General features: G+C 51.0%; 25 protein-coding genes and 1 pseudogene. 3 read left to right on the top strand and 23 right to left on the bottom strand.

Going from position 1 to position 21,858, the window contains the following annotated elements; all coding sequences use genetic code 11:
* Positions 1 to 1,502, bottom strand: a pseudogene (locus tag DI579_RS05665) (hypothetical protein); the annotation flags it as partial.
* Positions 1,503 to 1,778: 276 nt separating this feature from the next.
* Between DI579_RS05665 and eccD the strand changes: the two are divergent.
* Together eccD and mycP are read left to right on the top strand one after the other, a co-directional pair.
* Positions 1,779 to 3,179 (top strand): type VII secretion integral membrane protein EccD, encoded by a 1,401-nt coding sequence (gene eccD, locus DI579_RS05660; protein ID WP_303678903.1) that lies wholly within the window; start codon positions 1,779 to 1,781, stop codon positions 3,177 to 3,179.
* A gap of 63 nt (positions 3,180 to 3,242) precedes the next feature.
* The gene (gene mycP, locus DI579_RS05655) at positions 3,243 to 4,640 is read left to right on the top strand and encodes a type VII secretion-associated serine protease mycosin (protein ID WP_290595739.1); all 1,398 of its coding nucleotides are present in this window, start codon (positions 3,243 to 3,245) and stop codon (positions 4,638 to 4,640) included.
* Here mycP and DI579_RS05650 read toward each other — a convergent pair.
* Positions 4,582 to 5,751 carry a type VII secretion protein EccB gene (locus DI579_RS05650; RefSeq protein ID WP_290595741.1) on the bottom strand — a complete coding sequence of 390 codons (1,170 nt, stop codon included), beginning with the start codon at positions 5,749 to 5,751 and terminating at the stop codon, positions 4,582 to 4,584. The genes mycP and DI579_RS05650 overlap by 59 nt on opposite strands.
* A 400-nt stretch (positions 5,752 to 6,151) precedes the next feature.
* Here DI579_RS05650 and DI579_RS05645 point away from each other — a divergent pair, with 400 nt between their 5' ends.
* Positions 6,152 to 7,087, top strand: coding sequence for a hypothetical protein (locus tag DI579_RS05645; RefSeq protein ID WP_290595743.1), 936 nt, complete (start codon positions 6,152 to 6,154; stop codon positions 7,085 to 7,087).
* Positions 7,088 to 7,093: 6 nt separating this feature from the next.
* Here the strand turns inward: DI579_RS05645 and truA are convergent, their stop codons facing one another.
* The 21 genes from truA to DI579_RS05540 all read right to left on the bottom strand — a co-directional run bounded on the left by truA (position 7,094) and on the right by DI579_RS05540 (position 21,595).
* Positions 7,094 to 7,942 carry a tRNA pseudouridine(38-40) synthase TruA gene (truA, locus tag DI579_RS05640; protein WP_290595745.1) on the bottom strand — a complete coding sequence of 283 codons (849 nt, stop codon included), beginning with the start codon at positions 7,940 to 7,942 and terminating at the stop codon, positions 7,094 to 7,096.
* A gap of 124 nt (positions 7,943 to 8,066) precedes the next feature.
* Complete coding sequence (gene rplQ, locus DI579_RS05635; RefSeq protein ID WP_290595747.1) at positions 8,067 to 8,771, bottom strand: 50S ribosomal protein L17; 705 nt, start codon at positions 8,769 to 8,771, stop codon at positions 8,067 to 8,069.
* Positions 8,772 to 8,800: 29 nt separating this feature from the next.
* Positions 8,801 to 9,826, bottom strand: a complete 1,026-nt coding sequence (locus tag DI579_RS05630; RefSeq protein ID WP_290595749.1) for a DNA-directed RNA polymerase subunit alpha — start codon at positions 9,824 to 9,826, stop codon at positions 8,801 to 8,803.
* 66 nt (positions 9,827 to 9,892) lie between these two features.
* Complete coding sequence (gene rpsD, locus DI579_RS05625; RefSeq protein ID WP_290595751.1) at positions 9,893 to 10,498, bottom strand: 30S ribosomal protein S4; 606 nt, start codon at positions 10,496 to 10,498, stop codon at positions 9,893 to 9,895.
* Positions 10,499 to 10,518: 20 nt separating this feature from the next.
* Positions 10,519 to 10,917, bottom strand: coding sequence for a 30S ribosomal protein S11 (gene rpsK / locus DI579_RS05620; protein WP_290595753.1), 399 nt, complete (start codon positions 10,915 to 10,917; stop codon positions 10,519 to 10,521).
* Positions 10,917 to 11,285 carry a 30S ribosomal protein S13 gene (gene rpsM, locus DI579_RS05615; protein WP_290595755.1) on the bottom strand — a complete coding sequence of 123 codons (369 nt, stop codon included), beginning with the start codon at positions 11,283 to 11,285 and terminating at the stop codon, positions 10,917 to 10,919. Before rpsM ends, rpsK begins: the two co-directional genes overlap by 1 nt.
* 152 nt (positions 11,286 to 11,437) lie before the next feature.
* Entirely contained in the window at positions 11,438 to 11,659 is a 222-nt protein-coding gene (gene infA, locus DI579_RS05610; RefSeq protein ID WP_040804562.1) for a translation initiation factor IF-1, read from the bottom strand.
* A gap of 224 nt (positions 11,660 to 11,883) precedes the next feature.
* Positions 11,884 to 12,678, bottom strand: coding sequence for a type I methionyl aminopeptidase (gene map / locus DI579_RS05605; RefSeq protein WP_303678902.1), 795 nt, complete (start codon positions 12,676 to 12,678; stop codon positions 11,884 to 11,886).
* 18 nt (positions 12,679 to 12,696) lie between these two features.
* On the bottom strand, positions 12,697 to 13,242 hold the full coding sequence (locus tag DI579_RS05600; RefSeq protein ID WP_290595767.1) for an adenylate kinase: 546 nt from the start codon (positions 13,240 to 13,242) through the stop codon (positions 12,697 to 12,699).
* Positions 13,239 to 14,585, bottom strand: a complete 1,347-nt coding sequence (gene secY / locus DI579_RS05595) for a preprotein translocase subunit SecY (protein WP_303678901.1) — start codon at positions 14,583 to 14,585, stop codon at positions 13,239 to 13,241. The genes DI579_RS05600 and secY overlap by 4 nt, the downstream gene beginning before the upstream one ends.
* 204 nt (positions 14,586 to 14,789) lie before the next feature.
* Complete coding sequence (gene rplO / locus DI579_RS05590; RefSeq protein WP_290595771.1) at positions 14,790 to 15,236, bottom strand: 50S ribosomal protein L15; 447 nt, start codon at positions 15,234 to 15,236, stop codon at positions 14,790 to 14,792.
* Between the two features lie 3 nt (positions 15,237 to 15,239).
* Complete coding sequence (gene rpmD / locus DI579_RS05585; protein ID WP_290595773.1) at positions 15,240 to 15,425, bottom strand: 50S ribosomal protein L30; 186 nt, start codon at positions 15,423 to 15,425, stop codon at positions 15,240 to 15,242.
* A 2-nt stretch (positions 15,426 to 15,427) separates the two neighbouring features.
* On the bottom strand, positions 15,428 to 16,051 hold the full coding sequence (rpsE, locus tag DI579_RS05580; RefSeq protein WP_290595775.1) for a 30S ribosomal protein S5: 624 nt from the start codon (positions 16,049 to 16,051) through the stop codon (positions 15,428 to 15,430).
* Positions 16,051 to 16,443: a 50S ribosomal protein L18 gene (gene rplR, locus DI579_RS05575; RefSeq protein ID WP_290595777.1), complete on the bottom strand. Its 393-nt coding sequence runs from the start codon at positions 16,441 to 16,443 to the stop codon at positions 16,051 to 16,053. Before rplR ends, rpsE begins: the two co-directional genes overlap by 1 nt.
* A gap of 2 nt (positions 16,444 to 16,445) precedes the next feature.
* Positions 16,446 to 16,985 carry a 50S ribosomal protein L6 gene (gene rplF / locus DI579_RS05570; protein WP_303678900.1) on the bottom strand — a complete coding sequence of 180 codons (540 nt, stop codon included), beginning with the start codon at positions 16,983 to 16,985 and terminating at the stop codon, positions 16,446 to 16,448.
* Positions 16,986 to 16,998: 13 nt separating this feature from the next.
* Positions 16,999 to 17,397, bottom strand: coding sequence for a 30S ribosomal protein S8 (gene rpsH, locus DI579_RS05565; protein WP_290598286.1), 399 nt, complete (start codon positions 17,395 to 17,397; stop codon positions 16,999 to 17,001).
* 172 nt (positions 17,398 to 17,569) lie between these two features.
* Positions 17,570 to 18,136, bottom strand: a complete 567-nt coding sequence (rplE, locus tag DI579_RS05560; protein ID WP_290595781.1) for a 50S ribosomal protein L5 — start codon at positions 18,134 to 18,136, stop codon at positions 17,570 to 17,572.
* A gap of 2 nt (positions 18,137 to 18,138) precedes the next feature.
* Positions 18,139 to 18,453 (bottom strand): 50S ribosomal protein L24, encoded by a 315-nt coding sequence (rplX, locus tag DI579_RS05555; protein ID WP_290595783.1) that lies wholly within the window; start codon positions 18,451 to 18,453, stop codon positions 18,139 to 18,141.
* A complete protein-coding gene (rplN, locus tag DI579_RS05550) occupies positions 18,453 to 18,821 on the bottom strand; it encodes a 50S ribosomal protein L14 (protein ID WP_290595785.1) in 369 nt (122 codons plus the stop codon). The genes rplX and rplN overlap by 1 nt, the downstream gene beginning before the upstream one ends.
* A gap of 241 nt (positions 18,822 to 19,062) precedes the next feature.
* Positions 19,063 to 19,833 carry a hypothetical protein gene (locus DI579_RS05545; RefSeq protein WP_303678899.1) on the bottom strand — a complete coding sequence of 257 codons (771 nt, stop codon included), beginning with the start codon at positions 19,831 to 19,833 and terminating at the stop codon, positions 19,063 to 19,065.
* Positions 19,834 to 20,044: 211 nt separating this feature from the next.
* On the bottom strand, positions 20,045 to 21,595 hold the full coding sequence (locus DI579_RS05540) for an FGGY-family carbohydrate kinase (protein WP_303678898.1): 1,551 nt from the start codon (positions 21,593 to 21,595) through the stop codon (positions 20,045 to 20,047).
* Between the last annotated feature and the right edge of the window lie 263 nt (positions 21,596 to 21,858).

The raw sequence follows: 21,858 nt of genomic DNA, 5'->3' as shown, positions 1-21,858 counted from the left end.
TTACCAGAACCTGTAGCACCAATACATAATCCATGCGGCCCCATACCGCCCTGTGCCGATTCTTTAAGGTCTAGATAAACAGATTTCCCTTCATCATCAAGACCAATAGGGACGCGAAGACGGTCTCGCCCCACCTTCAACGCCCAATCGCGTTCTGGCAGGAAATTCTCTACCGATCCCATACCTATTAGGTCGAAAAGATCTGTCCGTGCTACCTCATCGGAAGCCTCATCATCACCATTAACAACTGCACTGTCGTTTGTTGTATAACCAGCCAAACGCCAAGCAATAGCGGCGGCAGTGGCATAGCTCAACTCGTCGGCCTTGCCTAATGGACAAGATTCGCCATGAAACCACACACTGACGATGCCATCATCTGCTACTTCCAGATAAAGGCCTGTTTCTGTGTGCTCAACCTCTGGAAGTATTGCGACAATATGCGGGAAATACGATCCATAGTTACGAAGGAAATCCTCACTATCAGTGATGAGCAGAGTAGTTCCCTGCTGGGGTAAATCCTCACGTAAATCAAAAGTCTGGTGGAGAAGATTAAAAGGGTAAAGCTCATAGTCGGAGCGGCGAACTGTATGAGGAAGCCATTTCAACAGCTCCGGCCATTGTGGATCTTTACACGCTAATACAACATGACAATCCTCGGGATGATGTGTAAGGAAGAAGGTCATAAGCATAGACCGAAAAAGACTCTCCGACCGTTGCTTCTCTCCACTTACTACGCATCGAGTAAAGCCTCGCAGACTGACCACAATGGGCATGTCTTCAATAGTGTTAGCAGTGTCCGAAAAAAGGCGGAGTGCACTTACCGAAACAGGCTCTAGATCTTCTTCTCGAGGAAGCTCCGGAAACACAAAATGATCATCGGTGGAAACGAATCCTGTTCCTACGCGGAAGCAAAGAAATGAATCATCATCTTCTCGGATACTCCACAAATACCGGTCATTGAGGTATCCCTGGTAGCGAGAAGGATGCGGAAAACGTAGCACCTCTTCATTTCTCACAAGTTTGTGAAGTTCTTGCCGTTCGTCATCCAGATCAGCCAGGTACCGTAAATATTCCTGCCGACGCCGAGCAATTTCCTGCATAACATTCCCTCCACCCAAACTGGTAGAGATCATAGTGCCAGCAGAAGCAAGCATCATGACAGGGAACATCAGCATCATCGGGCTCATACGACCACCGGATTTAGCCATCCAAATAATTGACCCCAGTACGCCAACCACCATAACAATAGGCATAAGTTTGGGAAGAAGAGGCTGAGATTCCTGCGTCGGAATCTCGGGGGCAAGCTCAACATCGACGCTAGAGGCATCACCACTTGTACGAGCGGGTAGCGTACGACCATGGAAAAACCGAGTTGCTCCAGTTCGAAAACCTGTTATTCCACGCGTGGAGCGCGCCCCTGTATCCCCTTGTGACACAGCAGAATGAGAGCTTGAAACAGCTGATCCTTTATCCGAATCAGACGATGACGATACCTCAGGCACGAGTAGCTAATTCCCTTATGTGAATAATACGAACAAAGTGAACGTGCCTGATAGTAGAAAATCATTGCGCCTTATGGGCGAGCTACATTTCTAAAAACTCTTTTTATTTTCCTCAAAAATATACTTTTACCTGCATTTTTTCTTATAAAAAAGAAATTAAAAAGAAAGTAGAAGCCCCACAACGCGACACTATCGACTATTACTAGCAACGTTTGTGTATTGAGAAACCACTCTCGATACATCAGGTACCTCCCCACAATTACAAGGAGATTATTAGTGGTTGCGCTCCGCGTCATCGTCCATACCCCGTATGAGAGAGTAGCTCTCGCTATCCCCTCTACTCTCTACCCCTCTGAAGCCACCTTTTTTGTTCAATTCCTTCTTCAACAGCATCACAGCTTAGACCCCATAGATACAGACACTCCCCAATACGTCGATGTTGTCAGCTCCTCCCCCTGGCAACTCGCCCATCTCACAAATGGGGTATTAAAAGAAGACCGAACTCTCTTTGATAACGGCATACGCGATGGCGATGTTCTCCTTTTTGAACGGGACATGGCGACTGAACCAGTTACCCACTCCGCCATCACAGACAGCCCCCACTCACTGGACGACAAAGAACGCCTTAACGAACTTCAACAATCCAGCCGCCGACTGAGTCTTATCACCATTGGTATATGGGTATTAGGCTGCGTCATATCTGGATTCTTTTCCAGCTGGTGGAGCTTTGGAGGCGTCCTTGGCAGCCTTATCCTTCTTTTGGCCTACACCATGGTGGTTATCTATCAACGTGGACGCGCAGACACCTCATTCCTCGGCTGGTCCGCACTTACTATGGCAGCAGCAGGAGGATTTGCACTGCCCGGCGCCAACTACGGATTGAGTCTTTCTACCCGTGCTCTTATCGCAGTGAGCATGTCACTACTTACTATGATTCTCTGCCAACTTATTGGCACACTCTCTCTGAAAAGTGAGCCTTTTGCTGCTCTTTTCGGAGTATTCATTACTGTAATGGTAGGTCTTACGATCACGGAATACACACCCATTCCGGCACGTAGTACGGCCTCTACGGGGTTACTTATAGCGTCGGTTCTTTTCTTGGCAGCTCCTCGTTTAGCTCTCTGGATTGCCCGTGTAAAAATTCCTCTAACAGCGCTTATTGATGTTGATCTTCCGCTACTCCCGCAATCTGTTATAGATCCAGAGCTAGAGAAAAAATTACAGAGGGCCCGCTGGCTACAATCTGTTCTGACACTGTCCGGTGCTTTCCTTACTGTTGTGTGCACGGTGACACTGTTAGGGTGCCCGTGGACTACTCCTTATGATGCCCCCACTGTATGGCAGTGGATTCTTTTAGGGCTTATTGTTATTAGCCTTGTGAGCGCAAGCCTCCATGCTGTTTATCGCACGCAAACTCCCTGGTTATTAGGGACAGTATTGGTTATTTTTACTGCTATTTCTGTGGTGACGGCAGCTCTAACGAACCCTCTCGTAGGACTGGTACTTATTCTTCTGTGCCTCCTCATTTTTAGTGCACTCTGGCTATGGTCGACACAATGGAATCTCACTCCTCTTGCTCAGCGCATTGTGGAGATTATGGAATCTGTATTGCTCGCCATTATTTTCCCCATTGGCATTGTGGCTACCGGATTAGTGTCTTTACTCCTTACCTTGTAGCCGTCATCATTCCCACAACTGTTCTTCCACATATTTTTCGTACTCGCCCAGAATGGTGAAAGTATGTCACGCCCCCACCAAACTTTCCTCGCACTACTCACAACCAGTGTCATTCTCGCGGTTAACGGTATGTGCACTATCCCCGCATATGCTGAGAACTATCAGCCGCCCAGTGTTAATAGGTCACTTCTGCCAAGCGGATCGATTACCGTTCGCGCTACTCAAACTTCCCCATGCGTTAATCCTGTTGTGTCACCTGCGCTTTCTGCACATGTACAGACGCAGCAATTCCATCCGCTTGTAGACGCTCGACCTATTTGGCACCTTACAAGGGGGGAAGGACAAACAGTCGCCATTATTGATACTGGTGTCAGTCCTAATTCGCGGCTTCATAATATTCACGGGCTTGGCGATTTCGACTCCCACGATAATGGCCTCCACGATTGTGATGCACACGGTACTGTCGTGGCTGGAGTACTCGCTGCGCAACCAGATGATGATGGATTTGCGGGTGTGGCTCCTGCAGTACGCATTCTTTCCATTAGGCAAACTTCCGACCATTACGGAGTATTGCCGGATACGCCGCCACAAAAATCGTCACGACACCATCAGCATGCTCCTGAACGCCCGGAGGGTACGCCGGGGAATGTTGTTACTCTCGCAAAAGCGGTACGGATGGCCGCTGACGCGGGCGCTACCGTTATTAATATCTCGCAAGCTGCATGTCGCCCTTTAGGAATGGATCTTGGAGATGGGCCACTAGGCGCTGCACTGTACTATGCGGTGCATGTGCGTGACGTCGTGGTGGTTGCCGCAGCTGGCAATCTAACTGATGAGTGTCGCGTGCAAAATACTATTCGTCCGCTATCGAGTACACCTGTTTCCCAATCGGATATCAAAACTGTTGTTTCCCCGGCGCATTTTGACGATCTTGTGCTTACCGTTGGATCAGTTGCACAAGATGGGCGTCCCTCCGAATTTTCTATAGCGGGGCCATGGGTTGATGTGGCAGCGCCTGGTGAAGAAATTGTTTCTACCGGTAAAAAGGGGCTTGTTGATGCTGTGCAAACCCCAGATGGCCAAATTAGTGAACTACAAGGAACGAGCTTCGCAACTCCTTTTGTTAGCGGCGTGGTAGCTCTTGTTCGTTCTCAGCACCCGGACTGGAATGCTTCTACTGTTATGGAGCATGTAAAGAAAACAGCTCGTCCTGTCGCAGGCGGCCGTAATACTCAATTGGGATTCGGAATTGTTGATCCTATTGCAGCAGTAAGTAACACGTCTTCAACAGGGAAGGGCAATGGAGAGGGACTTCCTTTTCGAGAACCTCCGATGTCTCCTCCCCACACAACATTTTCCGCTATCCTCGGAATGTTCATCCTCGGTGGAACTATCTTTGCGATTACCCGGTGGCGCCGAGCCCGTTCGCATCAGATTGAGCGAGGTAAGGGCCAGTACTGAGTTGGGAAATCATGGCCCATGGGAGAGGCATAGTTTCAGTTCCTAAACCAAGGACGTGTAATGTCTCTCGCTGCGTACCGAAGCGAATACCATCGTCACCTACTACCCACACATCGGCTTGCCGGTGGGAAGATTCTTGCGATTCATCAATAACAGACTCTAGTGCTCCACCCCCTACTAGCGGAGCAGCAAAACCAACGACGGTACGACGCCCAATCAATAGAAACGCATCTACGCGATCGCCATCGTTATCTTGCTGCGCTAGATCGGTAGATTGCTTCCACTCCTTATCAAGGTTTCCGGCCAAGAGGGAAAGACGTGGCTCTGCAGTGCCGGATTTGACACGCCATACTGCACACAGTGAGGTTTCACCCGTATCGGCAGGTAGTGCGTTCGTGGTAGTACTTGGCATTTCCACTAAAGAGTTTAAGAGTGCGCCTGATACAACACGAGCACCTTTATGAAGCGCATCGCTTCGCTTCATGTCGTTGACAGGCCGACGGTGCCCTCCCTCTAGCAGCCACACGTCGTCGTTATGTACTGCCAGCATTGTGACGGGATGAAGCTTATCCAATGCAGAATCTGTTACTGCCCCTACCAACATTGTTGAACGTACTTTGAAGAATCTATCCGTAGTGGGTTCTGCGTAGTCACACATTGCCCATACCTGACCGTTCTCACCCATTCGTCCAGCATCGTTAGGTAATGCACGCGGACCTTGAGAAATTCCCAGTGGGATTCCTTGGGGTAGTGCTGCAATATCTTTATCCGTTACCACCGTGGGGGTAACGGCATCACCCAGAATGAGCCGTGCAGCAGCAATACCGGAGACTGGATGGAGACGACCATTCTGCATAACGTACATTTGCCCAGAATTTTTACTGAGCACTAATTCGTTTCCTGCTACTGCCCGCGAGGGCGAAATAAGGGCAATAACACCCACCACTATAAGCACTAAAACCATAAGGATTATTCCCCCGATAAGTGACTTTGACCTGCGGGATTGGATATCCTCATCCCATTTCCATGAGTTATTAGGCATACCCTCTTGGAGGTGCTTAATGATGAAGCTATAGGCATTAATACGTGCTCGAGATTGTTCCTGACCCATAAAGTAGCTCTCCCATATGTCGTGGCCAACCAGTACCATACAAGCCAATGCGTTCTTTAGGGACTGCTACTTTACGTATAGGAAGGCTGATATGACTACTCAGAAGATCTCAAATACACTTTCTACCTCGGCTAATAGCGCATTAAAAACCCCAAACACAGTCCCCCAAAATAATTCTTGTCTGGGATGGGCATTACGGCTTCAACCGACTTCTGAATACTGTTTCAACGAATCTGCTTCGCTTGAACTACAACACATTCTTCGACATAACCCTCATGCACTATTGACGGTTTTAACACTGTACAGATGCACTTTTTATGGAGGAAACACCACTAATTCACAACTCCGGTGGGAAGACCAAGATGTACAGATCTCCGTCAGTTACCGGTGTCCTCCCCTCTTGGACGCACCGGACAATACCGCAGCTATGGATGCTCTCCAAGAATCTATCCATGACGATCAACAAAGCGTGCTCGCCTGGGCTCGACATGCGCATTGGCATGTATCGTCACTCCTGTGGGAAAAGACGCTCCAAACAGCGCGTGAGTGGGAAACTGTCAGCACGTTTCACCATCCCCCGACGCAGCAAAATGAGATATATCAGCTAGCATCCTGCGCCCCCACAACAACTCAATCGACAAAATTACGTATTACCAACCGAGTATGGTGGGATGACGTCTCTCAATGCTTTATGGTCACAGAATGCTCCTACCACGATTTCAGTAGCGCCCCCAACTACCAGAGTGACCCCCTCACTATGTCGAACCAACTGATGAGGAATCACTGTCCGTGCCGCAGCTGGGCACTACCCACCCCATGTAGCAGTATTCTTATCGGCGTCACCGACAGCGGAGAACCTGCTAGCATAAACCTCCAATTCGGTAACCGAATGGCGATGCTACACACCTATGACGACACTACTGCCACGTGGCATCCGCTTCTTTTTAACACCTGCCTGCGCGCAGCCGCAGCGGGACTAAGAGCTTACGTAGTTACGCACACACCAGAACCATGGATTAAATTACGCACCTATGTCGGCCGTCAACAACTAACATTTTTAGAAGAGGCCCATGAGGATCACTATCCTCGACAATTACTCTTCTGGGATTGCCCGGAACCCCCACCCTATGACATCCTCAATCGTTATTCATCAGTGGGCACAGTGGTATGGACACGCGCAGAAAAAGTATCACAATGCGCCACTCTCTTCCCCACCTATGTAGTGGAATGTCACTGGCCGGAGACACCACAACACCACATAGAGCAATACACAGGCACACTCCATAGGCATGGTGAGACTCTTCCCATCCGCTGCGTAGCGGATCATCCCCAATGAGAAACGTCAATCACACTCGCATGCTTGCCGCATACCCCGCGTTTGTTGCTGACGACACTCTAAATCGCGGTCCTGTGGATAGTCCACACGGTAAAGACAAAGACCACGAGCTTCCGCAACTGGTACACATGGATTACGCGTTCCCGGTCCTAAGAGACTAGCCGGCCATTCTACAGGTTTCCGCCCATCCCCCACTAGGAACATAGCTCCTACCAGACTGCGTACCATCGACCAGCAGAAAGCATCCGCCGTAACGTAAGCCTCAAGAACCGGGCCAAGAGTTTCCTTTCGCCATTGCCAATCGAAACGTTGCAGATCGCGAATAGTAGTTGATCCTTCTCTGAAGCGGCAAAAGGCGGAAAAATCGTGCAGACCCACCAGCATCTGGCTAGCGGCGTTCATACGGTCACAGTCAAGCGGACGATGCCAAAACGATGTATCCCTTATCCGCAAAGGATTTTCTCCAAAAGGCTGATTGGCCACGCGATAAACATAATGCCGACGAAGCGCTGAGAAACGAGCGTCAAAAGCTAGAGGGACTTCTGAAACATTAGTGACTGTTACATCATGAGGCAGGACACGTGCGAGACGTCGCACAAGACGCTGTGGATCACCACTAAGAGAGCGAGTATCTAGGCATTGTTTAGGAATATCAACATGCGCAACCTGTCCCGTAGCATGAACCCCAGCATCTGTACGGCCAGCTACAGTCAACCGAAGAGGCGTTTGTAAGACAAGCTCCAATGCCCTTGTTATCTCCCCACATACAGTTCGCTGTGCAGGTTGTAGTGCCCAACCAGAGAAGTCAGTGCCGTCATAAGCAATATCGAGACGCAACCGCATCGTTTCGTCCATTTCTTCTCCTTGCTCTTCTCTGTAGTGGTTAGCCTACATAGAAAAGTGCCCCTGTCGTAAAACAGGGGCACTTTTTGCTCTAGTGTGTAGGATCTACGAATTACACACGCGTAAAGGTTTTATCCTACTTCTGCTGAGACTTGGGCTTCTCGTAGCCAGCAGCCTCTGCATCTTCTTCGGTAGCAAACCAAATCTGAGCAACGGTGCGATCGTAGAAGCTGGAGCCCGGAACGTGATACTTCTTGGAGTTGGCGTTGCCCTTAATAGGGAAGCCTTCCGGAGCCTCATTGGGATCCTCGAGCGGTGCATGTGCACCTGCAGGTAGATCATTATCGGAGTCAGCAGCCTTAGCAGAATCGTGTGCAGACTCTGCCTTAGCGGTTTTACCTGCTTCCTTCTTAGCAGCCTTATCCTCGCTGGCCTTCTTGGAGGCAGCAACGCGGGTAGCGCGGGAAGCTTCAGCAGTGGCAGTGGACTCGGTAACGAGGGAGATCTGCGCCATAGGAGCATTGTCACCCTTGCGGTTTTCGAGCTTGATGATGCGAGTGTAACCACCGTCACGCTCAGCAAACATCGGGCCAATTTCTTCGAAAAGCTGGGCTAGCGCATCTTTGTTGCGGATGGCTTTAGCAGCATTACGGCGGGCAGCGAGAGAGCCGTCCTTGGCCTTGGTGATGAGCTTTTCAGCGTAGGGACGAAGGCTCTTGGCCTTTGCCTCAGTGGTGGTGATAGCACCGTGCTCGAACAGCTGGGAGGCCATATTGGCCAGGATTTTTTCCTGGTGGGAGGCCGAGCCGCCGAGTCGGTTACCCTTCTTGGGTTTTGGCATGATTTTCTCCTGTTAAGGGATTGGCGAGACTAAAGCTGTTCGGTCTCGGAGTAAGTGTCAGTACCCCAGCCGTTGCCGTCTTGGTCGTAACCGTCCATCATTGTGGCATCAAAATTGGGGTCGGCATCCTTGAGGGTGAGACCCAGCTCAGCAAGTTTAAGCTGAACTTCCACAATGGATTTCTGTCCGAAGTTACGAATATCCAACAGATCGGACTCCGTACGGGCAACCAGTTCACCAACAGTGTGGATGCCTTCGCGCTTCAGGCAGTTGTAGGAACGGACAGTGAGATCAAGATCATCGATCGGCATGGAGTATGCAGCAATGTGATCATGCTCAACGGGGGAAGGCCCAAGTTCAATGCCTTCGGCTTCAGTATTGAGTTCGCGGCAAAGACCGAAGAGCTCAACCAAAGTGGTACCAGCGGAAGCAAGAGCATCGCGCGCAGCGATGGAATTCTTGGTTTCTACGTCAATAACCAGTTTGTCGAAGTCGGTGCGCTGCTCAACGCGGGTGGCTTCTACCTTGTAGGACACCTTCAACACGGGAGAATAGATCGCGTCCATGGGGATACGACCAATCTCGATACCCTGTACTTTGGTGTCGGGGGCGGGCACGTATCCGCGACCACGCTCGACAACCAGCTCCATATCCAGATTGCCCTTTTCAGACAGAGTGGCGATATGGAGGTCAGGATTATGGATGGTGACGCCAGCAGAAGGAACAATATCCGCACCCGTGACCTCACCGGGTCCCTGCTTACGCAAGAACATAGTGACGGGCTCATCGTCTTCCGAAGACACAACGAGATGCTTCAGATTCAGAATAATTTCCGTAACGTCTTCAGTAACACCAGTAATGGTGGAGAACTCGTGAAGGACACCTTCAATGCGCACAGAGGTAATAGCTGCACCCGGAATTGAGGACAGCAGTGCACGGCGTAGCGAGTTACCAATGGTGTAACCGAAACCAGGCTCAAGAGGCTCGATAGTGAAGCGTGAACGGCTTTCACTGACGACTTCCTCGTGCAGGGTGGGGCGCTGAGAGATCAGCATGGGTTTTCTCCTTACGGGCGACCGCTATATGACGCCCATTGAGGGATGATCACTAATGCGATCAGATTACTTCGAGTAGAGCTCGACGATGAGCTGTTCCTGAACGGGAACATCAATCTGAGCACGCTCAGGCAGCTGGTGCACGAGAATGCGGAGATTAGATGGAACAACCTGTAGCCAACCCGGAACGGTACGGTCTCCAAGGTTATCCAAGGCATCCTGGAATGGCAGCATCTCTAGTGACTTGGGGCGCACGTCGATGATGTCATACTGGGATACGCGGTAGCTCGGGATAGTCACTTTCTGGTCATTCACCAGGAAGTGTCCGTGGCTAACCAGCTGGCGAGCCTGGCGGCGAGTGCGAGCCAGACCTGCGCGGTACACAACGTTGTCGAGGCGAGACTCGAGAATCTGCAGGAGGTTCTCACCGGTCTTGCCGGGACGACGGTTAGCTTCTTCGTAGTAGCGACGGAACTGACGCTCGAGGACGCCGTAGGTGTAGCGGGCCTTCTGCTTTTCCTGAAGCTGAACGAGGTATTCAGATTCTTTGACGCGGTTACGTCCGTGCTGACCCGGGGCGTACGGGCGACGTTCGAATGCAACATCTCCACCGACAAGATCTACCTTGAGACGGCGAGATTTTTTAGTGATAGGTCCGGTATAACGAGCCATGATTTATCTATCTCCCTTTCCTAGACCCGGCGGCGCTTCGGCGGACGGCAACCATTGTGGGGCTGCGGGGTCACGTCAGAAATCGTGCCAACCTCAAGGCCGGCAGCCTGGAGGGAGCGAATGGCGGTCTCACGGCCGGAACCGGGACCCTTAACAAGGACGTCAACCTTCTTCATGCCCTGATCCATAGCCTTGCGGGCAGCATTTTCGGCTGCCAGCTGAGCGGCGAACGGGGTGGACTTACGAGAGCCCTTGAAACCCACGTGGCCTGAGGAGGCCCAGGAGATAACAGCACCGGAGGGGTCGGTGATAGACACGATGGTGTTGTTGAAGGTGGACTTAATGTGAGCGACACCGTGCTGAACGTTCTTCTTCTCGCGACGGCGACCGCCCTTAACGGTACGAGTCTTAGGAGGCATTACTTCTTCTTCCCGGCGATAGTCTTCTTCGGGCCCTTACGAGTACGGGCGTTAGTCTTGGTGCGCTGACCGTGAACAGGCAGGCCACGACGGTGACGCATGCCCTGGTAGCAACCGATTTCCATCTTGCGGCGGATGTCGGCCTGAACCTCACGACGGAGGTCACCTTCTACCTTGTAGTTGTTCTCGATGTGATCACGCAGTTTGGCGATATCATCATCGGTCAGATCCTTGGAACGAAGGTCCGGGCTGATGCCGGTGGCGTCAAGGATATCCTTGGCGGACTTCCGGCCAATGCCATAAATGTAGGTGAGTGCGATCTCCATCCGCTTTTCGCGGGGAAGATCAACACCAGCAAGGCGTGCCATAGAGGCATTTCCTTCCAGTACAGTGACGGTTTTCTCCCATTCCATCCCCGCATTCCACACATTGTCTCTTGTATGGACGAGGCCTCAGCCGTCACAGCCGAGGGTATTGCGAGAGTCCACAGACACTCACAAGGCAGTGGGAGGCGAATATCTTACTTGTAGCGGTAAACGATTCGCCCACGAGTGAGATCGTACGGGGACAGTTCAACGACGACACGGTCCTCGGGGAGAATACGGATGTAGTGCTGACGCATCTTTCCGCTGATGTGGGCGAGCACCTTATGTCCGTTCTCTAGCTCGATGCGAAACATTGCATTCGGCAGAGGCTCGATAACACGGCCCTCAACCTCGATGGCTCCCTCTTTCTTGGCCATATCCTCTACTATCCAGACCGGTAGCCGGTCTTCTCGTTGACAATTCTTTTTGGATCACCTCTTGCACAATCAATCCCATCCAATCCCATAGTTTTAGAAAGAGAATGAGCTATTGTGCAGCAGGCGCTACTGATCCGTTTCTAGGCACACTTATAGAAAGGTACCGTGGTTCAAGTCTAGTCATTACTAGCTAAATGCCGCAAATCCTGCACAAATAGGATCTGCTACTGTTCGCGCGCAGTGAGAATGCGCGGCCCATCTGAGGTTGCCGCAACCGTGTGTTCCCAATGTGCCGCACAGGATTCATCATCCGTAATAGTGGTCCACTGATCGGACAACTCAACAGTCCAGGGACTCCCCAAGGTCAGCATAGGCTCAATGGCCATGACTGAGCCTTCCTCAATATAAGGGCCACGATGCGCACGTCCTTCATTGGGAAGATATGGATCCATGTGCATTTCACGACCTATGCCATGCCCACCAAACTCTTTGATAATGGCGAAAGAGTAACCATAATGACGGGAGGCTTTTTTCGTGGCGTTCTCAATGGCATGCGAAATATCGCCAAGGCGATTTCCTGGGACCATCTGCGCAATTCCAGCGTTTAATACTTCCCTAGTAGCAGCGTTGAGGGCAGCAACATCCGGGGCAACTTTTCCGATCTCGACGGTGATAGCAGAGTCCCCATGCCAGCCGTCCAGGATAGCGCCACAGTCTACGGAAAGAAGATCTCCTTCTTTCACAATGATATTTGCGCGAGGAATACCGTGCACAACAACTTCATTGAGGGAAGCACATATCGTGCCGGGAAACCCCTCATAGCCTTTGAAGGAGGGAACGGCGCCAGCATCGCGGATAACACTTTCAGCGAGTGTATCCAGCTCTAAAGTGCTCACACCCGGAACCGCGGCAGCCTGAACAGCTAACAGAGCTTTACCGACAATGCGGCCGGCAGCTTCCATAGCGTCCAGTTCACCGGGGGTCCGGGTGGGAACAATATGTCGTGTAAAAAGACCCATGAAGTGGGTACTCCTCCACTACTTCTGCAGAGCAGCCATAGTACGGTCGTGAATCTCTTCTACCGTACCTACAGCATTAATAGGGAGGAGGATATCTTTGTAGTAGTCGATAAGTGGCTCAGTCTCACGGCGGTACACCGACATGCGGTTACGAATGACATCTTCAGTATCATCCGCGCGTCCGCGCGCAAGCATACGTTCGACAACAGTATCTTCATCAACTTGGAATTCGATGACGGCATCGAGTTTAACGCCTCGTTTGGCGAGCATTTCTTTAAGGGCATCAGCTTGCTCTACCGAACGGGGGAAACCATCAAGAAGAAAACCATTCTGGGCATCAGCGTCATCTAAGCGCGCATCAACCATACGGTTAGTAATCTCAGTTGGGACAAGATTACCGGCATCCATATAGCTCTTCGCTTCTAGACCCAGCTCTGTACCTTCGCCGATATTGGCACGAAACAGATCCCCAGTAGAGATGTGGGGAATGCCAAGTTTCTCGGAAAGAAGTACGGCCTGGGTGCCTTTACCTGCCCCGGGGGGGCCAACAAGTACGAGTCTCACTTGAGGAATCCTTCATAGTTACGTTGCATCTGCTGGCTTTCCAGCTGCTTAATGGTATCAAGTCCAACACTGACCAGAATTAGAACAGCAGTACCACCGAACGGGAAGCTGTGGCCAGAAGCACCAGCACCAAGGCTAATAAAGAGGTTCGGCAAGATAGCGATAATGGCAAGGTAAATGGAACCGACAAGGAGTAGGCGGTTCATAACGAAACCAAGGTATTCCGCAGTGGGACGACCAGGGCGAATACCAGGAATGAATCCGCCATACTTCTTCATATTGTCTGCCTGCTCAGTGGGATCAAACTGCACTGACACGTAGAAGTAGGAGAAGAAGATAATAAGAGCAAGGTAGAGAAGCGTGTACTGCCATGTGGAAGGCTGCGTCAACCACGTCATAACGTGTGTATCCCACCATGAAGCGGCATGCTCTGGCCCCTTCGACTGCTGCACAATTTCTGTAATAAGAACAGGAACGTAGATCAGTGAGGAAGCGAAGATGACGGGGATAACGCCGGCCTGGCAGACCTTGAGAGGAAGGTAAGTGGAAGCACCACCGTACATGCGGCGCCCAACCATGCGCTTGGCGTACTGCACTGGAATACGACGCTGTCCCTGCTCAACAAACGTCACAGCGATAATAATAACGAGAGCAGCAACAACAACTCCGGCGAAACGGAAGCCACCGGACTGGCGCAGAATAGAAGCACCTTCCACCGGCATACGAGACGCGATACCGGCGAAGATGAGAAGTGACATGCCGTTACCGATACCACGCTCAGAGATCAATTCGCCCAACCACATGAGGAGAATTGCACCAGCGGTCATCACTAGAATGGCGGTGACCATCTCCAGCATTTGGAGTCCGTCTCCACCTTCTGTATCAAAAACTTCAACGCCTTGGAGGAAATTAGAGTTAGCAGCTGCAGCCATAGCTACCACGCCAGCAGCCTGGAGGAGGGCAAGGGCGACGGTGAGGTAACGCGTGTACTGCGTCAGCTTTGTCTGGCCAGATTGGCCTTCCTTCTTTAACTCTTCAAAACGGGGAATAACGACAGTCAACAGCTGGACAATAATTGATGCCGTAATGTACGGCATAATGCCCAAAGCGAAGATAGACAACTGTAGTAACGCGCCACCAGAGAACAAGTTAATGAGCTGGTAAACACCATTAGAGCCGTCATTTGACTGCATATTGTCAAGCGCTGCCTTAACCGCAGTGTAGTTCACACCGGGAGACGGAATCTGGGCGCCAATGCGGTACAGAATAATAATGCCGAGGGTGAACAGAACCTTCCGACGAAGTTCCTTATTCTTCCAGGTGGCAGCTATGCGTGATGACACTTATCCTCCTGCCAGGGTAACCAGGTTGGTTACCGCTGAGACGTGCGTGTGTGGCGGAGTAATTCCGTCACGTTAAGGTTGCGGCTACGTCTTAGCCACAACGACTATTCGAGAATATCAGGATTATAGGAAAAGAGTGACCACGGGTCGCCTTCCAGCGGAAATGCGACCACGTGGTCACCACTACTGTCTCTAGATAAAGAGTTAGGCCTCAATAACGGTTATGGAACCGCCAGCAGCCTCAATCTTTTCCTTGGCAGCACCGGAGAACTTGTGGGCGCTTACCTTAACGGGCACGGTGATGTCGCCATGGGCGAGTATCTTAACGAGCTCGTTTTTCTTCACAAGGCCTGCTGCCTTGAGATCGTCAAGGGAAACCTCTCCGCCCTTGGGGAAAAGTCGTGCCAAGTCGGAAACGTTGACAACGGTGTATTCCTTACGAGCAGGGTTAGTGAATCCCTTAAGTTTAGGAAGACGCATGTGGATAGGCATCTGGCCACCCTCGAATGCCGGTGAGACATTCTTACGGGCCTTTGTACCCTTAGTACCGCGTCCAGCAGTCTTACCCTTGGAAGCCTCACCACGGCCAACACGAGTCTTGGCGGAGGTGGAGCCTGCTGCAGGCTTGAGATCATGAAGTTTAATGGTCATGTTTTACTCTCCCGCTACTTCTTCTACCTCAACGAGGTGGCGAACAGCGTTAATCAGACCACGTACCTGCGGGGTATCCTCGCGAACTACGGACTGATGAATCTTGTGCAGGCCAAGAGTACGGAGAGAAGCCTTCTGATTTGCCTTGGCTCCTACAGTACCGTGAACCTGAGTCACTTTAAGTGCCATGACTATGCCTCCTGTCCTGCAGCACGCTTACGCAGCATACCGGCCGGAGCAACCTCATCCAGAGCCTTGCCACGACGAGCAGCAACGGCTTCCGGACGCTGAAGTTGCTGAAGACCATTAACGGTGGCATGCACAACGTTGATGGCATTATCGCTACCCAGCGACTTGCAGAGAATATCGGAAATGCCAGCAGCTTCAAGCACTGCACGAGTAGCGCCACCAGCAATCACACCGGTACCTTCAGAGGCAGGACGCATCATAACAACACCAGCGGAATCCTCTCCCTGAACCGGGTGAGGAATAGTGGTGCCGATAATCGGGACACGGAAGAAGTTCTTGCGAGCTTCCTCGACGCCCTTGGAGATAGCGGCTGGAACTTCCTTGGCCTTGCCGTATCCTACGCCGACCATACCTTTGCCATCACCAACAACGACAAGAGCGGTGAAGCTGAAGCGACGACCACCTTTGACAACCTTGGCGACACGGTTAACGGCGACAACGCGCTCGATGTAGTTGTTCTCTTTCTCCTCGTTACGAGCGTTACGACGCTCATCACGACGACCGCGACGCTGCTCGCGGTTATTGGCGGAATTCTGTCCGCCTTCACGACGCTGATGTTCTGCCATTAGAACTCCAGACCTCCTTCACGAGCGGCATCGGCAAGTGCGGCGACACGGCCGTGGTACTTGTTACCACCGCGGTCGAACACAACCTGTTCAACACCTGCAGCCTTGGCACGGGCAGCGACCAATTCGCCGACCTTAGCAGCCTTAGCCTTCTTGTCGCCTTCTAGGGCGCGCACATCAGCTTCAATGGAGGAAGCTGCGGCAAGAGTGTGTCCAGCCTGATCATCAATGAGCTGAACGTGAATATTACGGGTAGAACGATTAACGACCATGCGCGGACGTGCAGCAGTGCCAGCAACCTTCTTGCGGAGGCGAGAGTGGCGGCGAGCACGAGCATTGCGACGCTTGGTGGATTCATCCTTACCGATGTTCTGACGCTTTTCTTCAGCCATGCTTACTTACCAGCCTTTCCGACCTTGCGGCGAATTTGCTCGCCTTCGTAACGGATGCCCTTGCCCTTGTAGGGGTCGGTCTTCCGCAGACGGCGGATATTAGCGGCAACCTGGCCAACGAGCTGCTTATCGATACCACTTACGGCAAATTTAGTGGGACCATCAGTGGTGAAGGTGATGCCTTCTGGAGCCGCAACGGGCACAGTGTGGCTATAACCGAGGGAGAACTCAAGGTCTTTACCCTTTTGCAGAACGCGGTAGCCAACGCCGTAGATTTCCATGTTCTTGGTGTAGCCTTCGGTAACACCAATAACCATGTTGTTGATGAGGCTGCGGGTAAGGCCGTGCAGTGCACGGTTTTCGCGCTCATCATCAGGACGCTCGACGACGATAGCACCGTCTTCGTTGCGGGATACCTTCATCGGCTCAGTAACAGTGAGGGAAAGGGAACCCTTGGGGCCTTTTACCTCAATGTTCTGGCCATCAATTTTCACTTCCACGTTTGCTGGTACAGCAACGGGATTCTTACCAATACGTGACATGTGCCAGTCCTCCTTACCAGACGTAGGCGAGGACTTCCCCACCTACACCCTTCTCGGTTGCCTGACGATCGGTCAGCAGTCCCTGGGACGTGGAGATAATAGCCACACCCAGACCACCTAGAACGGTCGGCAGGTTATCAGACTTGGCGTACACACGGAGACCCGGCTTAGAAATGCGACGCAGTCCTAGAATGCCCGGCTCACGGGAAGAGTTGTACTTAAGCTCAATGGTGAGAGTCTTACCGACTTTGGCGTCTTCAACGCGGTAGTCTGCAACGAAACCCTCATTCTTCAAGATCTCAGCAATATTGATCTTGAGTTTGGAGGCCGGCATTGCGACCTCACTGTGGAATGCAGAACTTGCATTACGAACACGCGTAAGCATATCTGCGATCGGATCGGTCATCGACATGAGCGATCTTCTACCTTTCTCGCCGTGGTTCCCATACAACATGACGCGGAATACCGCCCCATCGTGGGCCTTCTGCGAAGTAATTCGTGAACCGAAGTGGTTTTCCACTCCGGCAAGGTTCTGCGCAACTGGATCACAGTTCTAGCTGGATCCAGCCTCACAGCGCCCCAACTTATTTGTTGTTTTTCTTTTTGAAGGGGAAGCCCAGCTCGCGGAGGAGTGCGCGTCCCTCATCATCATTCACCGCGGTGGTGACGACAGTGATGTCCATACCACGCGGGAAGTCAATCTTATCAACGTCCAGCTCGTGGAACATGGACTGTTCGGTAAGACCGAAGGTGTAGTTGCCGTGTCCGTCGAACTGGCGGTCAGAGAGACCACGGAAGTCGCGAATACGCGGCAAAGCAGTGGTCAGTAGACGGTCAAGGAATTCCCACATACGGTCGCCACGGAGGGTGACGCGGGCACCAATGGCCTGTCCTTCGCGCAGTTTGAAGTTAGCGATGGACTTGCGGGCACGACGAATCTCCGGCTTCTGGCCGGTGATGGCGGTGAGGTCGCTCACTGCACCGTTGATGCGCTTTGCATCGTGGGCAGCGGCGCCAACACCCATGTTGACAACAACCTTGGTCAGACCAGGAATCTGCATGACGTTCTCGTAGGTGAATTCCTTCTGGAGAGCGTCACGAATTTCATTCTGGTAACGGGTCTTAAGACGGGGGGTAAGGGCATCGGTCATGATTAGAGATCCTTCCCACTCCGGCGAGAAATACGGACTTTCTTGCTGTTCTCGTCCTTACGGTATCCCACCCGGGTTGGGGTGCCTTCAGCGTCAAGAACCATGACGTTGGACACGTGGATGGGGGCTTCCTGCGTTACAATTCCGTCGGACTCGGCGCCGGCTTCATTGGCAGGGTTAGCGGTGTGCTTCTTAATACGGTTAACGCCTTCGACGAGAACTTTGTTGGTCTGCGGGTAGGCTTCAATAACCTTGCCCTCGACACCCTTGTCCTTGCCAGAGATCACGAGAACTTTATCGCCCTTGCGTACCTTCATTACAGCACCTCCGGAGCGAGAGAAATGATCTTCATGAACTGACGGTCGCGCAGCTCACGAGCAACGGGTCCGAAAATACGGGTACCACGAGGCTCATTGTCATTCTTAATGATGACAGCGGCGTTCTCATCGAAACGAATGTAGGAACCGTCAGTGCGACGGGTTTCCTTCTTGGCACGAACGATAACGGCTTTAACGACATCGCCCTTTTTAACATTGCCACCGGGGATGGCATCTTTCACAGATGCGACGACGACGTCGCCAATCCCGGCATAGTGGCGACCAGAACCACCGAGTACACGGATGCACAGCAGCTCGCGTGCACCAGTGTTGTCGGCGACCTTAAGCCGCGACTCTTGCTGAATCATTTTTACTCCTGACCAGGAATCTTATACGTATATGAGATTTCCGACCTGCATATACGCGGTCGTATGAAAAGTGTCTTTGTTGTACTGGCGCAAGCCAATTCGGTTTGCTCTAACTGCCCCACTGAAAACCTTCTAGCAAGGTCTTTTAGACACAGCTGTACCAGCACAGACAGCAACTGTATAAGTATAGAATTCTGCAGGTAAATGACCAAATTAGAGCAACTACACCATCACCGCACTGTCACTGTACCCAGTTCCCCTGTTGAGAAAAATCTTCTATGTAACTAGCGGTGACACCACGACACAGCGCTACTGGTGACAATCTAGGCCATGCGGACGTGTACATCCCCACCATAGTTGTCTGTTCCACAAGAAGAGGACTGCCCTGAATAGCAAAACGTGGTTCGCACGTAAAAGTAAAGGTAGACACGCCTTCACCATTATCCTTGGGATAGCTGAGAATGACGGAGTTATCGAAATTATGGGAGCCTCTCCCAAAGTAATCGATGGTATTTACTACAGGTCGAGGGTATTTATCACGTGAAATTAGCTGGTAAATGCGACCCTGCCGTACGTGATCATCAAATTGAATAACTGCAAGAGACGAATTAGCTTTATCGTGTGCTATAACCTCCCCTACACGCTGTTTCTGTCCTTGCTTATCAAGTTTTGAGACGACAGTACCCGTCGGACCACAATCAGTTGTCGTAATACCGTAAAAATGTCCATCCCGCTGAAACACATAGCCAGCCATACACTCTGTAATGTCCATTTCACTGGAAGCTTCGCTCACGACATGGACAAGCGGATCTGCTTCATTAACCACGTCCGAGCCATCAGTTCTCTCATCCAGTGGTGATGCATAAACCGGTACAACTGCACCTGTAGCACCAACTACCACAATGCTACTTATTAATAATCCCAGCGCTTTAACCATGCATTTCCAACGTCCGGGGGAGAAAAAAGGACGGTCGAGTAGTAGTGGATAGTTATGGTCAACACGACGCTTCATAGGGCACAATCTAATCTACTTATGTCAACAGTTAACTAGATTGATGAACCTGAACGCTAAACAGGTGAAAGCTCATCAATTGCCATTATGACGATGACATTTACAGTATCTACTCCACCTTTTTAGAGGAGACAAGCATCTAAAGGAATGTAGAGAAATGTGTTGCCTTGATGACGAGACAGGCGCACTAATAAGCTATCAAGCTATCAATCTATCTCTTCTCGAGAGTGCCGTACTTATTAAGAACACGGAAAGCATCCTCATTGTTCTTGTAATACGGTAGATAGACATTCTCATAGATGTCTTCGTAGATTGCCACGTTGGCAGCGTGCGGCATAAACACACGTGCCTCTCTACGCATGGCGTTAATTCCCTCTTCAACATTTTTAAAAACGCCAACTGCTTTACCGCCAAGAATAGCAGCACCGATAGCGCACACTTCTACATTGTCGAGACGAACTGTGGGGCGGTTAAGAATATCTGCAGTAATCTGCATACCCACATCGGATTGAGAACCACCGCCGCAGACAATAACACGCTTCGTTTTCTGATGAGAGGCCTTCTCTATAACATCAAGTCCCTGGCGCATAGCGAATGCGATTCCCTCCAGGAAACAGCGATAAATATCCTCGCGCCGATGTGTGTCGGTAAGACCCACAATAGAGCCACGCGCATCCGGGTGGAACCCTTCATGTTGTGTAAAGAAGGGGAATAAGAAAAGACCACGGGAACCTGGCGGAACAGACTGCGCAGCCGTCGTCATTTCACTTAAAAACTCGTCATAGCTTTCATAATGGCCTGCATACTGCCAATAAAGCCACGTAATAAGCCAATACCCTCGATAAATATGGAATTCTGCGTTCCACTTCTTCGGTAATGCTCCCGGAAATGTATTGAATTTGAAGTGAAGATCGCTGACGGGTTTATTCATCATGACAGATAGGGACGCCATAGTACCGTATGAGATAACAGCTTCCCGCGGGGTAAAGGCTCCCGCACCTAAAGATTCAACCTGCTTATCCCCTGCCGTTGCGACGACGGGTAAGCCCTCGGGAAGTCCGGTAGCTTGAGCTGCCTCTGTGGTAATTGTGCCTAAAATATCCCCTTGTTTTACCAAGGTGAACATTTGATCTCGACGTACCCCAAAGACCTCGTACATAAAATCAAACGCGAACCACGTTTCGTGGGCGGTGTCGAAGGGGAGGTAACCACACTGCATACCAGTAGCGTCAGCAGTGTTACCAGTAAGTTTTAATGTTAGATAGCCGGAAAGAGTGCAATAATATGCGGCTTGTTGATGGACTTCTGGCTCATGATATTTAATCCAATTGAATTTTGAATTAGAGGCAGCATAATCCATAAGTCCACGTGCTACACCGGAGACAAGACGCGTTTTCATCGTGGCCTTATGGTGAATAGCATGGACAGCTTCTGGCGTCTGTCTTTTATCTAGCCAGATAATCCAATCCCGCAAAGGGGTGAGGTTCTTGTCAAGCGGCATAATGTTGTCGCGATTCGCTGTAATAGCAAGCGAGCGAATATTCTTCTTCTCATCCCCCAGCTCACGGGTGACCTCTGTAAGAATATCCTTGCAGTCATTCCACACTTGATCAGAAGGCATTTCTGCCCAACCAGGTTGTTGTGAGTAATACGGTTGAGCTGTACGACTTGCCTGGGAAATAACGTTACCGTGAGTATCGAAAACGATAACGCGACTACTCTGCGTTCCGATATCCATGACAGCTAAATAGTCTTTTCCCATGACAAACCCTTCAGGCGGGAATAGTGTTTCTCTCCACTCTATTCATATATCTTTAGTTCGATCAAATAATGGAATAGTGCTTATCGCACGCTCTTTCAGAACTATTCATAACCATTAACACTGGTCCAACAATACTGGTCCAGCCTTGTATCTATGTAACGCGTTTATATGACAAACATGTCCTCATTACATATATGGAACTGCCCCACACGTCATCCGTGTGGGGCAGTTCCATATTGTATTCTCTATCTCTCCTAGATGAA

The sequence above is a fragment of the Lawsonella clevelandensis genome (assembly GCF_003241315.1).
GTDB lineage: Bacteria > Actinomycetota > Actinomycetes > Mycobacteriales > Mycobacteriaceae > Lawsonella > Lawsonella clevelandensis_A.
This window is presented reverse-complemented; position numbering and strand designations above follow the sequence as displayed.